We start from the raw sequence: 17,463 nt of genomic DNA, 5'->3' as shown, positions 1-17,463 counted from the left end.
CGTTTTTTAAATAGTCGAATTAAAAATTAGAATTTAAGATTAACACCCAATAAGTACTGACGTTGACTTGGGTAAGATCCTTCATCAATACCAAATTCTGTTACGCCATTTCCATTAATTTCGGGATCTAATCCACTATATTTTGTAATTGTAAATAAGTTGGCTGCCTGTACGTAAACTCTAAAACTTGAAAAACCATATCTTCCTAACAGACTTTTTGGAAACGTATATCCCAATGTTACGTTTTTGGCGCGTAAATAGGATCCGTTTTCAATATAATATGAACTGGCAGTTCCGTTTGTGCTGAAAGTTCCTGCATTTTCCTGTATTGGAGCTTTAGCATTGTGATTAGTTGGAGTCCAGGAATTATATAAGGCTGTCTTACTCTTAGCGCCAGCAAAAGAAGGGTAAAAGTCTGTCCAATACCTTACGTTATTCCAAATATCTGCTCCCTGGGAACCATAAAGGAACATACTGAAATCTAAGTTTTTATAATCAAGTGCTATGTTTAAGCCGTATGTAAATTTAGGATTGGGATTACCTATAAAAGTTCTGTCAGCAGCAGTGATTATACCATCGCCATTTACATCTGCATAACGGAAACGACCTACTCCCTCTGCAGTCTGATAAGTAGTTCCGCCATTTCCTGTTGACTTTTGAGCTGCCTGGTCTGCTGCTGCAATTTCTGCCTCATCATTCCAGAAACCAATTATTTTATAACCATAAAAAGCCCCAATTGGATGTCCTACCTCATTACGAACGAAGTTAGTTCCAAAACGTCTTTGACCTCCTGAGAAGAAAAAGCTTTGGTTATCTGCAACTTTGGTGACCTCATTATGATAATTAGTAAAGGTAGCAGTAGCATTTAATTTAAGGTCATGGGTAATATTGGTATGAAGACCTAAAGCCAAATCAATTCCATGGTTTTTAACTTGTGCTACGTTTGAAAAAGGCACTGTTCCTGTACCGGCAGTACCAGGATAAGTAGGATTGAAAAGCAAATCCTGGATATCCTTTTTATAGTAATCGGCAGTTATATCAACTACACCTTTAAACAAAGTTGCATCTATACCAATATTTGAATTGACATCTTTTTCCCATTTTGCGCTGGGATTAGGAATTTGACCAACCTGTAAACCTGATTGCAAACTATTATTAGTGCCTGCAATATCATAATAGGAAGAACTTCTGTCAGATACATAAGTGTAAAATCCATTAGTAGGATTTACATTCAGTTGATTTCCCATTACACCCCAACCAGCACGGATTTTTAAATCTTTTATCCATGATATATCTTTCATAAATTCTTCTTCAGAAATACGCCACGCAGCAGTTACAGCAGGAAATATTCCATACTGGTTATCTACAAATAAAGAAGAGCCGTCGCGACGAATGGTACCGCTTAATAAGTACCTGTCTTTGAAGCTATAATCCAACCTGCCGAACTGTGACCACAATCCCTGCGTTGATCTTCCACTGGTATGACTCATTGTACCGGAACCGGTATTAAGAGTGGTGTAGTTGGGATCAAACGAAAAATATCCCTGGGTGTTCGCACTGTTATTATACCCATTAGCATTGTAAGCCTCTGTACCAACCAAAACAGAAACAGTATGGATAGAATTGAATGTCTTGCGAAAATTTAAGGTATTTGTCCAGGTCCAGTTGAAACCGTAATTAGTATTCTCAGTATAAGCGTTTACTGAATTATTCTCAGAATTCTCGTACTCAGGATATGTAAAAGAACGGGAGAAGCCTGAATAACTTTCACCTCCAAAAGAAGTATGGAAGGTAAAGTTTCTTAAAAAGTCTACATCAGCATATACATTACCAAATAAGCGATTGCCATACCCTTTGTTGTCACGCATACGTTGCTCAATTGCAACAGGATTTCTGGCGTTACCAAGGCCGGGCCCTGAACTACCTGCATAATTTCCCATTATATCATAAACAGGAATAATTGGTTGTTGACGAAAAGCCATGCCTATTGCACTTCCTTCTGACAATGCACCAATTCTTGGATTATCTACAATAGAATAAGCAAGATTTTCACCTACTTTAATACCTTTTGCAATAGTAAATTGTGTATTTGCCCGAAGGGTATATCTTTTAAAATAAGTATTTATCAAAGTACCTTGCTGATTAGTGTAATTTAAAGACATCAGGTATCTGCCTTTTTCGTTCCCACCGCTTACAGCTATGTTATGACTTTGTGTGGGTGCTGATTTAAAAATCTCGTGAAAATAATCAGTCCCAGTTTTATTAGCTCTTACAATACGGTAAAAATTATTAAGTTCAGCAGGAGTACTATAGTTTGGATTAACATTATACTTAGACAGATCAACACTAGGATCACCTTCCATAGCGCCGGTAGGATAAATATAATCAGGCAAAACAGGAGTTGCTCCTCCACCATACAAAGCGTCAGGCTTAACAGTAGTTACGGGAGTTCCTGAATTTGCAAGCGCATTAAATTTAAGTTGCGCCATTTCCTGCGGTGTGAGTATATTATAAACATTTCCGCTTTTAGGCACTTGCGTACCATAGTAGCCATCGTAGGTAACGACCGTTTTACCCGACTTGCCCGTTTTGGTTGTGATTATTACCACTCCGTTTGATGCTCTTGAACCATAAATCGACGACGCACCCGCATCCTTCAATACCTGCATAGACGCAATATCATTCGGGTTAAGCGTTGAGATATTTTGAGTAGGCACACCATCAATTACAAATAAAGGCGTGTTGTTTCCAAATGTGTTAATGCCCCGAATACGAATTTGAGGTTCTTCACCCGGCTGACCCGAACCAATTACCGTTACCCCGGCTGCCTGACCTTGCAGTTGGTTGGCAACCTGACCTGTTGGTTGTTTGTTCATTTCTTCTACATTCACTACAGAAACAGAACCTGTTACATCTTTCTTTCTTTGAGAAGTATATCCTGTTACCACAATTTCATTTAGGTTAGAAGCAGCTGTTTTTAAGGCCGCCGTAACTGTATTGCTGCTGCTCAATGGCAGGGTTTGAGTTTCGAACCCGACAGATGAAACAGTCAGAGCATTCTTCCCGGTTGGAACCGAAATAGAAAAGCTTCCATTAGCATCAGTTGAAGTACCAGAGTTAGTACCGTTTACTGTTACTGATGCACCTACAACAGGAGCATTGTCAGGACCCACAACTTTACCTGTTATTGTTCTTGTTTGTGAAAACGCGAAAGAAGTAATAAATAGAAGGAAAATAGCTAAACATAACTGCACTGCAGACTGTTTAATTTTCAATGGCATAGATAAAAATTTGGTTATAAAGCCGCAAAATAATGTTGCAACACCGTAATTAAAAAATAAAATTTGCCGGAAATTTAATTTAGTTGCATACCATTTATAAAGGCTTTACTACCATTGAAATATAAAAGATATAAACTTTTACTACTACAGTTATATTTATTTTTATGGCAATGAGAGAGGTTATAAGCTCTGAAAATTACCTTACAAAGCTTATAAAATGATTACACTTAAAACTACTAAAGCTTATTTTTAAGGTTGAAGTTGTTATTATAATAGTCTCCGATCTTCTTACCAAACACCACCCCTTCATTTACGCTATGCATGTAATGGATACCCCCATATACTCTGCTTACAGATGCTTCTAACGATGCATTCATAAAAGAGGAAAAATTGCGTTGCATTCCAATGTATTCCATTTCGCTTGTGTCATGAAAAGGAAAATTCTCACCAAATCTTTTGGAAAGTATTGTGGCCGCTGCTGCCGATATTACGCTATGAGCGCTGACATGCTCAGGAAAAGGAGGTGTTTGTAAAAATGGCTGCCAGGTGCGATCGATTAATTCATTTACCACGGTTACCGGACGCACAACCTGCGTATCGTACTTCACTTTCCAGCAAGAAATAAAACCATCAAAAATAGCCAGAGATGTAAGTAAATATGTTTGTGCAGTTTCCACTTCGTTAAGATTTTTCATTTTACACGCAATACCTGTTATTCCCATCCAATGACCAACAGGCGTAATCTTTTTATTACCATACATCAAGTGCCCTGAATGTTCAGTTACAAAGGGATTATCATCCCAGTACCTTGCAATCGTTTTCTCAGAATCAGACAGGTTTCTTCCTATATTATATACTTCTTTTGCCTGCTTAAAAAAGTTGCTGCTGCTATCTACACTATAAGGATACGGCGGAGCGCACTGAAATTGAGTTGCAGAATCGAGCTTTAGCGGTTTAATCATTGCCCAGTAAGGCTCTGCGCCATCAGCGTAATCGGGGGGGGTAGGTCGCCACTTTCCCGGTTCATCGCTACCCAAAAATTTCTCCATTGCCCTTGTTTCCTTGTAATTATCGATCGTAGTTCTTTTCAAAATCTTCTTTCCTATTTCTTCCCCAAAAGCTATAGAGCGGTTGTAGGTGTCTTTATCTAATAACGACTTAAAATCTTCGTACACATTGTTTTGGTAATTAGCCAAAGTATCTGCAGAAAAAGTAATTTTTTCAGCTACAGTAAAAGCGGCCTTAGTAGCTGCCAACAGATAATTATACTTCTTATTCTTTTCGGGCTCAGGCAATTTTTCGACACCATTTAATTGTGCAGCAATAGAAACATAACCTGGCCTCGCAAAACGGATAGCCTCGTAAGAAGCTAAATTTGTGTAAGCATAAATACGGCTGGCGACTGGCGGAGAGAACACATCATGTACAATAACTTCTGTTATCTGCTTAATATTGTTGTGAAGAAGATTTGTATCAGTCAAAAGCTTTGGATCAGCTTTACGTTCATTCCTTGCACAGGCCACAAATAGAAAAGGTATCAATAAACAAGCAATCAATTTCCTCATTTCAACTTTTATTTTTATTAATTATTATTTTCAGTACAACTTAATTTATAAAATTATCTCCGAATGTTCTTCAATAGAAGAAAAGGAGGTCCTTTTCTCCAGTCAGTGCTCGATTTCAGCATGGTGGGAGCAATAATAAAATTTCCCAATACCAAATCAATTTTTCCATCTCCGTCTAAATCTCCGGCGTCCATTGTAAGCCATCTTCCCAATTGGGTTTGAGGCAAACTGGAGGCAGAAAATGTTAACCTACCTTTATTTTCAAGATAGACAAAACCTTCTTCAGGTTGCGTTTTATAGTCAGCAAAGTAAGAAATTGTTGCAATATCAATATCTCCGTCGTTATCATAATCCCTTGCTATTGCTTTATAACAACCATTTATATGGTAAAAATACCTTTGCTTAAAATTATTTTTACCGTCATTCATAAAAATATACACCCCGTGATAAGGTTTTAAAACAGTAGAAAAATCAGCATTGTCTCCGCATGTGTACACAATATCGGGATAACCATCTTTATTGAAATCATTAAATTCAAAATAAGAAGAACCATAAACCGGGGGAAAGCGAAGTACTTCTCTCTGGTCAAATTGGCCTTTTCCTTTGTTTGTAAATAAAAACACACCTTCTTCACCTTGTGAAAATAACGCCCAGATATCAGGCAAACCATCATGGTTATAATCCTGAACGTATAATTTTATTGCACCGGGAAAAGGTCTAAGCACGTGCTTATTAAACTTACCATTACCCAGATTTTCCATCCATGATAATGATCCCTGTAAGTAACCGAACTCACAAATGATGTAATCGGGTTTTCCATCGTTATTTAAGTCAGCAGTGGTAACCTGAACAGGTCTTGCCAAATTAGAAAACAAAGCGGCAGTATCTTCCTGCAATTTACCGCTTTGATTGACGCGTATATACTGGGCTTTCCCATACTTTCCATTATGAGGATTTAAAATACCTATATTACATGCTAACCATTCGTTTTTGTTCATTTCAATATCAACTACAGGTCCCATAGTATGGATTGAATCTATTTTTTCAAGATTCTCATTTAAGACATAAGTGGTTTGTTTTGTAACATCATTTATTATAAGCCGGTGCTGGTGATCTGATTCATCTATCTTCACAAACGAGGTAGCGGGAGTAGAATAAGCGAACGGAGGTACTATGGCAGAAAACAATGACAAATCCGTCTTTATTTTTTGAGCAGCATCTTTTCTAATTATTATTGTGTCAGGAGAAGTGGCTGAATAATAATTAACAATATTCTTCCAATCCTCATCTTTCAAAAGCGGCTGAGAAGGATAAAAATTTCTATCTACATCACGATCATACTTGCTGGATGGATAACCTACAAAATTAAAGTGAAATATTCCTAACCTGGGCCCCATTTGAGGCAATACACCTTTTTCCCACGATTTCGAATCTACTAAAGAAGGATCGGGTAACAAATGACAAGCCTGGCAGTATTTTACAGCTAATTCTTTACCTTTTTTAATACTTTCAAGTGGTACCTCAGCATGAGATTTATTTCTGGTATACTCATTCTTGCAAGAACTAAACAGGAGTAAAATATAACATGTTACCAGAAAAAAAATTCTATTGAGAACACAAATTCTTTCGATTTTACACATTTCATTTTGTTAGAACAACAACACTTTAAAGTTCAAATGCAGCCATCTTTTATAGAGCGGTTTTTAATTAAGTTAAGGTTGATCGATAATGCATCTTTGTAAAGCGTTTATCAAAAAGAAATGAGTCGTCGCTTCCCTTTACTGTCTGTAATATCTACACTGCTTATGTTTTTATCAATGTTTATAAATCTGCCGGACTGAGATAAAAATGACGAGCCGTAGTAAAGCTCACGCTTTTGCTTCTTTCCATTTTTATAAGTTATTATCGCTTTTACATCCAAAGGTTCTAGCGGTATATAGCTAACATCTTTTTTTAGCTCAAATACTTTCATTTTGCTTTTGTTCTGACTTGCGGCCAACAAACATTTTCCATTTGTACTTCTCAATTTTACAAGTGCCTTAGCATCGCCTGGCACAAACCACCCGCTTTGAACAATTGATAATGACGAAAATCCGCCCTTGCCATCTCCTCTAAGCATCAAGCCGTTGCAAGCATCATAACGGCCTACAGAAACATCAGTTCCATAATCGTTGCCGACCATTAATACATCCAAGTTTCCATCCTGGTCAAAATCCTCTGATATCATACCATTCATGCACGAATACTGAGTATTTAAAGGAAGTGGAGTAATTGTAAATTTTCCATTGCCATCATTCCTAATATAGCTATTGCTAAAATAGTTTGCCTGCAACTTCAATGCTCCTTTCATTTCTTCTGCAGTAAACATTTTAGAAAAAGGAGTTGTCGCATACGATTTATAGTTTTGAAATTTTGATTTGAAAAAAATCAACTGTTTGGTCATATCGTCCCTTGTATGTACCGGGTATTCCCGCCTTGTGGTATCTTGTTGAGATGAGGGAAGATATAAAGTCGGTATCGCATCATAACTTCCGTTTTTATCAAAATCTTTAGCGTAAATGCTGGCAGGATATTGATCAGTAGCCTTAAAAAAAGAATTTAAGCCTAAATTTCCTGCTATAAAATCTACATCTCCGTCATTATCAAAATCACCCGGTACAATACTAGTCCACCACCCTTTTTTATTAGCAACGTTTGTTGCAGGAGTTATATTTTCAAAACTTCCCTTGTTATTCTTTATGAAAGTAATTGGCATCCATTCCCCGGCCAATACAAGGTCTGGCCATCCGTCATTATTAAAATCAGTCCAGACAGCATCGCAAACAAGGCCAATATTATTTAATGGGTTTGCCGCGGAAGCAGAAACATCAGTGAATTTAATTATTCCGTTTTTTGTATCATTCCTGTAAATAAAACTTGATACTGGCTTAGGATAATGCCCCGGCTCTACCCTGCCGGCCACAAACAAATCCAGGTCCCCATCATTGTCGTAATCTGCAACCCTAACACATGACTTACTTGTTAGGTTTTTGGGCAAAGCTGCAGTATCAATTGAAAAATCTCCTATGCCATTATTTACATACAACACATCATGGTAACGGTTGCTATTTGGGTTCATTTCATAGCCTCCGCTTGCTACATACATATCCAGGTCTCCATCTCCATCCGCGTCAAACAACGTAACTCCCCGGTCGTCACCTTGCTTTAATGAGTAATCTGCATTAGATAAAATATTTTTCTGCAAAAAAGACCCGTCTTTCTTTTGTAATAGCGCAACAGGGCTGTTTGAAATAGCTCCTCCTGCAATGATATCATCAAGACCGTTTCCATCTACATCTCCAACAGCAAGTGCGGGGCTATATTCTGAGAATTTATGAGGTAATAATTTTTGAATGTTGAAATCAACAAAATCTTTTTGCTGATGCTGGTAATGAATACCCAGCGAGTCTGTTATTTCTGTAAATAACGTATTAGGTGCAAAAAGAGGTCGGTTCCAATTATATTCTTTTGTGGCAGACTTAATATTAACAGTTAATGTTTGGTTTGCCGCTACATTTCTAAGTACCTGTTCTTTATTACCCGGCCATTTTATTACAACTGAATCAACTTTGGATACATTTCCCAAGCCAAAGTGAGGGCGAATATCAATAGACGATAGATAACCCCGGTAAGGAGATTGTTCATACGCCTGTTGTTTACCTCCATAGTATACCTCTATCCATGTTCCTAAACCATTTCTATTCAGCGAATCTCCTACTAAATTGATACTTAAAAAATGTTGATTAGAATCATTCTTATTCATCAACGTATTCTCATATACAAAGGCTTCATCGTTAATATTATTTACAATCATGTCCATGTCTCCATCGTTGTCTAAGTCTGCATAAGCAGCTCCATTGGAGAAAGAAGGAGTTGTAAGTCCCCATGTGGTTGTAACATTGTCGAAGGTGACATCGCCCTTATTATGAAAAGCATAATTGTGCAGCTTTACCTGTGGTATCTGAGATAATGTAAAATCTTTAGACGCTACATTAAACGAGTGACTTCTGAAGTTTACAAAATCGTGATCTGTAATATCTTTAGGGAAACCATTAGAGATTATAATATCTCTGAAACCATCATTATCAAAATCAGAAACAAGGGGTGTCCAACTCCAGTCAGTTTCCGCAATACCAGAAAAAAAGCCAACATCGCTGAACACAGGATCACCGATGGAATCATTTTGTGTTACTCGGGGTCCCTGGTTAAGTTGAAGTGAGTTTCGGACATATTGGTACTGGTACTTATAATATTCGCTATTCTGATAATTTTGATAACTATTCGCGTTCATCATCATTTTTTTGCGATAGTTATCCTCCGGATCCATATCGAGCTCTACTACATCAGATAATCCATCATTGTTTATATCAATGACGTCCTGCCCCATGCCATTTGCAGAAGTATGTTTAAAATATTCTGACGCCTTATCTGTAAAGGTTCCATCATGATTATTTATGTAAAGGAGGTCATTTGAGTTAAAATCATTTGTTACAAAAATATCCTTCCATCCGTCTTTATTAAAATCAGCAATGTTTACACCATGGCCAAATCCCTCAATAGTTACACCCGCCTCTTTTGTTACATTTGTAAATAAGGGGTGTTTCAAGGATGCATTCCAGTCATTACGGTACAATCGACCTGTACTCGGATGTTCTCCTTTTGTTAACTTTGGCCGATAAACAGCTGGGTTATCACCCTTAACGATCTGGTTAACCACAAGGTACATATCCAGATCACCATCATTATCGTAATCAAAAAAAGCAGCCATGGTCGAATGAGTTGTGTCATTTAAGCCGTACTCTGCTCCAAGTTCCTTAAAATGCGGAACTCCATTTTTGTCAGCGCCCTGGTTAATATAAAGAAGGTTTTCCCGTTCTTCCGGCTTATGTAACAGTGTTGCACTAACATACATATCCAGCCAGCCATCATTATTAATATCTACAACGGAAACTCCCCTGCACCACCTCCCTTCACCCTCAACTCCGGCTTGTTTTGTTATATCTTCAAACTTAAATTTTCCCTTATTTAAGTATAATTTATTTGAAACGAGATTGCCGGTAAAGTAAACATCTTCCAATCCATCATTATTAAAATCGCCCATACCCACTCCCCCACCGTTGTACACATTTGTTACATCTATTGGGTTGATAGAGTCATTTTCGACTATGTGGTTATTAAAATGAATGCCAGAGTGATCTGAAGAAACCAGGTGAAATAAAGAACGCTTGCTACTACAGGATGTCAATAGTAAAATAAATAAAAACCCAAACAGCTTGTTTATCAATTTCATTTACACTTTTTATACGAAGTAAATATCAGAAAATACCATCAAAAAAAAAGGTAGAGTTTTAGCTCTACCTCTATACATTAACATTTTTATAATCAATTACTTTTTAGTAACCGGGATTTTGTGTTAACCTAATGGTCTTGTCACCATTCATGTTGTCGATTTCACCCTGCGGTATAGGAAAATATTCATTTTTACCTACTGTAAAAACTGCATTTTGCTTTAGCGGGCGCTGAGCTTTTTCCCTGCTAATATATCTATTAATAACAGGACCGGCAATTCCCCATCGAACAAGATCAAAGAAACGGTGACCTTCCATTGCAAGTTCCAACCTTCTTTCAAATATTACGGCCTGTAATGCATTTGCCGCTGTAAAAGTTGCAGCAGTATATAAGCCTATCTTATAATTATCAGCTGGTGTTGTTTGTGTAGTGTAGGTCGCACTTGCAGCATTATAATCGCTGTTCTTATAAACCCATCCTGTTTTATCTGCTGCTCTTGCCCTAACCCTGTTTACATACCCCATTGCTGTTGGTATATCTCCAGCTGTAACTGCACATTCTGCAGCCCATAACAACACATCAGCAAAGCGAATAAGGTTTACATTATTAGCTACTAACTCAGTAGGTCCCCAGTAGGCACTACCAACATCCGTATAGGTACCTTTTTGAGAAAGAGCATATACATTTTTCTTTGGACTAAAATGACCGTCATTCTGAACATTTCTAATCCAATCATCACCAGGATGTGGACCCCAGTCAAGATAAGGTATTCCCTTTCTACCAGCAGTCAAGTCGATTCTGGGATCTAAAGTACCTGTGTAAGGTGCAGCAGGGTCACTTACTTTTAAACCTGAAGCATAAGATTCGTCTAATAAAGGAAGACCATTTGCATCTGTCTTATAAGCATTTGCGAGGTCTTGCGACGGGTTGTAAAAACCGCAGCACGCACCAGGACCACCATTGTATGGAAAATTCAAAATATCGCCGTAGTTGCCATTAGGACTTCCACCCCAATCTACTGATGAACCATCCTGAACTGAAGTTTGAACCGCAAAAACAGATTCCGGACTATTCTTTTGAGCTGGATTAAAATTAGAATAGAAGTGAGGATTTAAATCATATTTAAGTCCGTTTGTTGTTTTTCCATTAGCAATGATATCTTTAAGAAGAGTATAAGCCTCCGGTAATTTCTTTTCAAACATATACGCTTTAGCCAAAAATGCCATAGCTGCCCACTTATTAACTCTTCCAACTTCACTCCATGTCTCGGGTAAACTATCTACTGCAAATTTCAGGTCCTCTTCAATTCTTGGCCATACATCTACAGAATTGGTAACATTTATATTGGTATTGTCAACAGTTTCATCTGCATAAATAATGTTATTAAAGATTTTCTTTAATTCCATGTGGTAAAATGCTCTTAAAAAACGAGCCTGTGCAGTTATACCGGTTCTTGTCTCTGCTGGTATTCCCGTAGAAATAGCTAACGTTCTAATAACATCATTACTACGCTGAATTCCGTTGTAGCAAAGATTCCATTTTTGAGGTATTGCACCATTAACGGGAGTTAAGGATACAAATTGCTCAAAAGGAGCGAAGTCTGCTACGTCAGAAGGGTCAGAACCTTTATATGCATCATCACTCGCCACACCGCCGTACCCCCAATTAGATGCAGCTGATCCGTAGTTTCCATCTCCTGCCGAACCATTACCATCCAACAAAGAATAAGCACCAATTAACAAACCCTGCACCCCTTTTTCATTTGCCACGATCTCAGGGCTCAATGTTCCTATAGGAGGTTTCTCAAGAAAATCTTTTTTACATGCAGCAAAGACCACCACTGCTACAAGACTCGAAGCAATTAAAAATTTATATTTTTTTATCCGTTTCATATATGAAGTCAATTAGAAGAATTAAAAATTAAGATTAACACCAACAAGATAAGCCGCAGTATGAGGATAATTACCCTGGTCTATACCGAATCCAGTATTTGAATTAAGATCGCTACTTTGCAACTCAGGATCAAGCCCTTTATATTTTGTCACGGTAAAAAGGTTAGTAGCTTGTACATAAACTCTTAAGCGCTCAATTCCAAATCTTGTCAAAGCTTTTGATGGAACGGCGTAGCCTATTTGCATTTGCTTATTGCGTAAATAAGAACCTTTGCTTATAAAGTAACTGTTGGTTACCAGATCCGTACTAAATCCTCCAACAGTACGTAGTTTAGGTATATTGGTATTGGTGTTCTGTGGTGTCCATGAGTTAAGTGCTACTTCCCTTCTCATACCACCTTTAAAGAAATCAGGGAAATCAGTGTAATATTTTGTAGCGTCATAAATATCATTACCCACTGATCCGAAAAAGAAAGTTGAAAAGTCGAAGTTTTTATATGTGAATCCAATGTTTAAACCATAAGTAAAATCCGGGTTTGGATTACCAATGTACGTTCTGTCTTTATCATCTACTACACCATCGCCATTTACATCCTTATACTTAAATAACCCGGGAGCCTCATCACCTTGTTGTTTTGGAGATTTATTTACATCCTCCTGCGATTGGAAAAGGCCAACAACTTCGTAACCGTAGAAAGCTCCGACCGGATGTCCGACTTCATTACGTGATACCACTACATTTCTGATACCATTAGAATAAAAATAGGGCAGTCCAGGAAGCTTAACAATCTTATTATTATACGAAGTAAATGTACCTGTGATATCAAATTTAAAATCCCGGTTAAGTGAACCATGATAAGTAGCATTGGCGTCTATACCAGTATTTTGCATATCGCCTATATTTACTTGTGGAACATCTGCATCTCCGATAAATACCCTGTCATATTGTGTTCCTGAAGCAGCAAATAACAAACCGCTGATTTTCTTTTTATACCAGTCAATAGTGAAGTCAAGCTTGTTTTTAAACAAACTGGCATCAAAACCTACGTTTGAAATAATATCGCCTTCGAAAGTAGTTTGAGGGTTACCTATATTACTTCTAAAGAAACCAGAAGCGGGCGAATTGCTGGTACCTGCGATGTCATAGAAAGAACGACCGGCACTTGAACGATACAAATTATAGGGATTGGTGGCAGTTACACTTCCTGCATTACCTAACTTAGCCCAACTGTAACGCAACTTTAGATCACTAATCCAGGAGACATTTTTAAGAAAGTTTTCCTGCGATATTCTCCACGCTATTGATCCACCTGGGAAAATAGCATGTCTTTTATCTCCAACAAACACCGAAGCACCATCTCTACGAACGGTAGCATTTAACAAATACTTTCCTGCGTAACCATACTCCAAACGTGTGAATTGTGACCATAAATTATTTTGGTAAGCATTACCTGTATTTGATTGTCCTCCGGGAGATCCTGAATTTAATGTCCAAAAATTTGGATTTTCGGAGAAATAATTACTCCTACCTGCTTCCAAATTGCGTCCATAGTATTTTACAGCCTCAGTACCAACTAATAGCTTTACATTATGTTCACCAAAGCTATTGCTGTAAGTTAAAGTATTGTTGTAAGTCCATTGGGTATTGTAACTGGCACCTTCGTGAAAAGAGTTAGAACCTGTATTACCTTCAGCATTTTCGTAACCCACGTATTGGAAATAATAATAATAAGAATTCCCTAATGTACCACCAAAATTGGTATGATAAGTAAGGTGCTTTAATAAATCAACTTCAGCAAAAACGCTACCATTCATATTCCAATCGTTACCCCTATTATCCTTGCTGCGATAAATATTTGCATATGGATTTTGAGCATTACCTAAGCCTTGAGACTTCGTACCTGCGAAATTTCCCATAATGTCATAAACCGGGATAATAGCATCTTCACGAAAAGCAACTGAAAAAGGACTTCCCTCCCCTTGGTTACCAAAACGCGGGTTTTGGCTGTAATACAGGTAGGCATTTTCACCAACGCGAATATGATCACCGATAGCGAATTGTGTATTAGCCCTTAAAGCATATCTTTTTTGATACTGGAACTTTCCAATACCCTGGTTATCTAAATACCCAAGGGAAAAGTAATAAGAACTTTTATCTGAACCTGCGCTTACAGAAATATTATGGCTTTGTTTAGGTGCATTACGGGTAATCTCTTTATACCAGTTTGTCCCTATCTTATTAGCGCGTGTAATCTGGTTAGAATTAATGTCATAAGTTGAAGGATCAACTGTTCCTGTGAACCCTTTAGGTGTAATATAATCAGGAATAACAGGACTGGCGCCACTTCCAAATTGTGCATGTTCCGGAGTTGTAATCCCGGAATTTCGCTGTTGTAACCAGATAGCATTAGCTTCCTGCTGAGTGTTAGCCATGTCATATCCCTTTCCCTGAGTTGTTACCCCGTAGTATCCATCATAACTAACTCTGGCCTTTCCGGTTTTTCCTCTTTTAGTGGTAATAATAATTACGCCGTTGGAACCTGCAATGCCATAAATAGCTGCAGAGGCGTCTTTCAACACTTGCATTGATTCAATATCATTAGGATTGATATTGTGCAAATCACCTCTTACACCATCAACAATAATAAGGGGTGAATTATTACCAAATGCGGTAATACCTCTAATACGGATATCGCTTCCTGCTCCGGGCTGACCAGAAGTAATAATAGTAACACCGGCAGCTTGCCCTTGCAAGGCCTCTTCGCCTGTGCCAACTGGTTGTTGTTTAAGATTGTTTACGTTTACAACTGAAACTGACCCGGTAATATCTTTCTTCCTTTGGCTTCCGTAGCCAGTCACAACTATTTCGTTTAAATTGGAAGTAGCTGTTTTAAGCGTTACAGAAACGTTGGCACCTGAAGGTGTAACATTTTGTGTTTCAAATCCCACTGATGAAATAGTAAGGCTTTTTTTCCCTGAGGGAATTGATATTGTAAAATTACCGGACGGATCTGTCTGCGTACCGGTTGTAGTACCATTTACAGTAATGGATGCGCCTGCAACGGGACTACCGTCAGAACCCAATACCCTACCTGTAATTCTCCTTTGCTGAGCAATAGCTGTGAAAGTGATTAGAAAAGAAAGCAGACCTAAACAGAACTGGAATGCAGTTCGTTTAATTTTTAATCCCATGGCGAGCGTTTTATAAGTTTTTATGAAAGTTTTAGCAAATTATATAAATTCTTTACAATTCAAAGTTTTTTTTTAATTTTTCTAAAGTTGGATAAGAAAGAAGTTAAAAAAAGCAGTTAGCATTTAGTTGAAAATTTTGGGCAAAACCTAAATATGCATGAGTAATTAAATCGTTTAATGTTAGAAAATGTTTTATCAATTATGCAGACAATGAATATTTACTATTAGCTGCATGTTTTTTTCATTTTTTTAATAAAAAAAATGAACCTTCTTTTAAAATTACTATTATATTATATGCGTTTTTTAAGTCTCCTGTAAAATTGTCTACATTAGTGTTGGTCCATTAAAAAAAACTGGGGGGAGACGCTTAAACACTTTCCTCCAGTTCATACTTTAATCAGAATTTTTACTGGTTCTGCTTCAATACTCCATGGCTTAAATCAATTTCCTGTTGGGGTATTGGAAAATATTCATTTTTTCCTTTCGTAAAATGTGCAGTACTAAGCAAGTTGTAACCTGATTTCACCTCATGAGCTATATATGCATTTAACACCTGGTCAGCAATTCCATATCTCACCAGGTCAAAAAACCGGTGCCCTTCCATTGCCAATTCCAATCTTCTTTCAAACTGAACTAATGTTCGAGCCATTGCCTGACCCTGAGAGGCAAAATATCCGGTTGGGTAAGGATTTATAACGTAGTTGGCAGCAGGTTTATTCGTAAAACCTTTAGTAGGGTCGTTCGGATCTATATATGTATGCACCATTCCTGCAGGATTAGCGGCCCTGTTTCTTACCATATTTACATATGTTTCAGCTTTATCAAGTGATCCAATCTCTACTTCCGCTTCAGCAGCCATTAATAACACATCTGCAAAGCGAATTATATTATAATTTATAGCTGTGTACCCAGCGGTCCAAGATGTATTATCTGTAAATTTTCCAACCTGGCTCTTAAGGGGAGCATCTTTAATGGGAAGATATGGTCCTCCGCTTGACTGGTTACGTATCCAGCTATACCCGGTCATTATACCCCAATCAAGAAATGGGATTGCTCTTCTCCCAACCGTCCAGTCTACACGGGGATCTAAATTACCAGTATAGGGTGTAAAGGGATCACCATCTTTAAGGCCATAATCATTAGTAACATCTACATCATTGTAATGCTCTACATCGGGCAAGCCTGCAGTAGTTGTTTTAAATGCATTTACCAGAGTAAAGGACGGCTGGTAAAAACCACAACAGGCAACGGGATATTTTGAGTTGTATGGAAAATTAAGAACATCACCAGGATTAGCATTTGCAGCTCCTGATCCATCATTTACAGACATTTGAGCAGCAAAAACAGTTTCGGAATTATTTTTTGTAGCCGCATCAAAATTGTCATGAAACTTAGGAACCAAAGCATACGGAAGGCCACCTGAGGTCTTACCATTAGCAATCACATCATCAAACAAACGCTTGGCCTCGGCGTACTTGTGCTCATACATATAAACTTTTGCAAGGTAAGCCTCTGCAGCATATTTGTTTGCCCGGCCAATTTGCGCCTGTGTTTCTGGCAAATTTGTAATAGCATATTGAAAGTCGGCTTCAATATTAGGCCAAATATCCTTATCATTTGGGATATTAAAGTTTTTGTCCTGATAAGTTACACTTTCATCTATATAGGGAATATTATTAAACATTCTTTTTACCTCAAAATGATAATGACCACGAAGAAATCTGGCTTCGGCGACAATTTCAGCAGTGTCAGAAGGCTTAATATTTGTTGCAAGTCTCATCATACGTATAGCTTCATTAGCCCTTTGCACCCCATCATATGCCCATGACCATTTTGCCTCTAAAAAGCTATTACTTGGGTTAACTTTATATTGTTCTAACGTAAGTATGTCGGCCTGATCTCCCGGGTCTGAGCCTTTATGAGCGTCGTCAGAAACAACACCTCCATATACCCAGTTAGAAGCAGCTGATTGCCACGATCCACCCGCACCTCCATTACCATCCAGCAAAGAATAGGCACCTATTAAAAGCCCCTGAACACCTGCAGAATTAGCCAGGGTAGACTGTCCATAAGAACCAACAGGGGGTTTATCTAAAAAATTTTTTTTGCATGCATATACACCGGCCAATATAATAATTGAAGCAGCCATCAATACATATTTTGAATTAGAGCTTCTCATAATATTTATTTTTTAGACTCTTTTTT

General features: G+C 37.8%; 7 protein-coding genes. All 7 read right to left on the bottom strand.

Features of this window, described 5'->3' with window-relative positions; translation table 11 throughout:
* Positions 1 to 26: 26 nt before the first annotated feature.
* Entirely contained in the window at positions 27 to 3,281 is a 3,255-nt protein-coding gene (locus B154_RS0115455; protein ID WP_018615162.1) for a SusC/RagA family TonB-linked outer membrane protein, read from the bottom strand.
* A gap of 236 nt (positions 3,282 to 3,517) precedes the next feature.
* The gene (locus B154_RS28730) at positions 3,518 to 4,846 is read right to left on the bottom strand and encodes a vanadium-dependent haloperoxidase (RefSeq protein ID WP_018615161.1); all 1,329 of its coding nucleotides are present in this window, start codon (positions 4,844 to 4,846) and stop codon (positions 3,518 to 3,520) included.
* Positions 4,847 to 4,899: 53 nt separating this feature from the next.
* On the bottom strand, positions 4,900 to 6,486 hold the full coding sequence (locus tag B154_RS0115445) for an FG-GAP-like repeat-containing protein (RefSeq protein WP_018615160.1): 1,587 nt from the start codon (positions 6,484 to 6,486) through the stop codon (positions 4,900 to 4,902).
* 110 nt (positions 6,487 to 6,596) lie between these two features.
* Positions 6,597 to 10,175: a VCBS repeat-containing protein gene (locus B154_RS0115440; RefSeq protein ID WP_018615159.1), complete on the bottom strand. Its 3,579-nt coding sequence runs from the start codon at positions 10,173 to 10,175 to the stop codon at positions 6,597 to 6,599.
* A 103-nt stretch (positions 10,176 to 10,278) separates the two neighbouring features.
* Positions 10,279 to 12,066, bottom strand: a complete 1,788-nt coding sequence (locus B154_RS0115435; protein WP_018615158.1) for a RagB/SusD family nutrient uptake outer membrane protein — start codon at positions 12,064 to 12,066, stop codon at positions 10,279 to 10,281.
* Positions 12,067 to 12,087: 21 nt separating this feature from the next.
* The gene (locus B154_RS0115430; protein ID WP_018615157.1) at positions 12,088 to 15,258 is read right to left on the bottom strand and encodes a SusC/RagA family TonB-linked outer membrane protein; all 3,171 of its coding nucleotides are present in this window, start codon (positions 15,256 to 15,258) and stop codon (positions 12,088 to 12,090) included.
* Positions 15,259 to 15,664: 406 nt separating this feature from the next.
* The gene (locus B154_RS0115425) at positions 15,665 to 17,437 is read right to left on the bottom strand and encodes a RagB/SusD family nutrient uptake outer membrane protein (protein ID WP_018615156.1); all 1,773 of its coding nucleotides are present in this window, start codon (positions 17,435 to 17,437) and stop codon (positions 15,665 to 15,667) included.
* Positions 17,438 to 17,463 lie beyond the last annotated feature (26 nt).

This window comes from Segetibacter koreensis DSM 18137 (assembly GCF_000374045.1).
GTDB lineage: Bacteria > Bacteroidota > Bacteroidia > Chitinophagales > Chitinophagaceae > Segetibacter > Segetibacter koreensis.
Note: the sequence above shows the minus strand (reverse complement) of the source record. Positions and strands in the feature narration are given on the sequence as shown.

Bases quoted from the DNA above. Each gene is read 5' to 3' on its own strand.
- B154_RS28730 (WP_018615161.1), bottom strand. From the start codon at position 4,846: ATGAGGAAATTGATTGCTTGTTTATTGATACCTTTTCTATTTGTGGCC.
- B154_RS0115435 (WP_018615158.1), bottom strand. From the start codon at position 12,066: ATGAAACGGATAAAAAAATATAAATTTTTAATTGCTTCGAGTCTTGTA.
- B154_RS0115440 (WP_018615159.1), bottom strand. From the start codon at position 10,175: ATGAAATTGATAAACAAGCTGTTTGGGTTTTTATTTATTTTACTATTG.
- B154_RS0115455 (WP_018615162.1), bottom strand. From the start codon at position 3,281: ATGCCATTGAAAATTAAACAGTCTGCAGTGCAGTTATGTTTAGCTATT.
- B154_RS0115425 (WP_018615156.1), bottom strand. From the start codon at position 17,437: ATGAGAAGCTCTAATTCAAAATATGTATTGATGGCTGCTTCAATTATT.
- B154_RS0115445 (WP_018615160.1), bottom strand. From the start codon at position 6,486: ATGTGTAAAATCGAAAGAATTTGTGTTCTCAATAGAATTTTTTTTCTG.
- B154_RS0115430 (WP_018615157.1), bottom strand. From the start codon at position 15,258: ATGGGATTAAAAATTAAACGAACTGCATTCCAGTTCTGTTTAGGTCTG.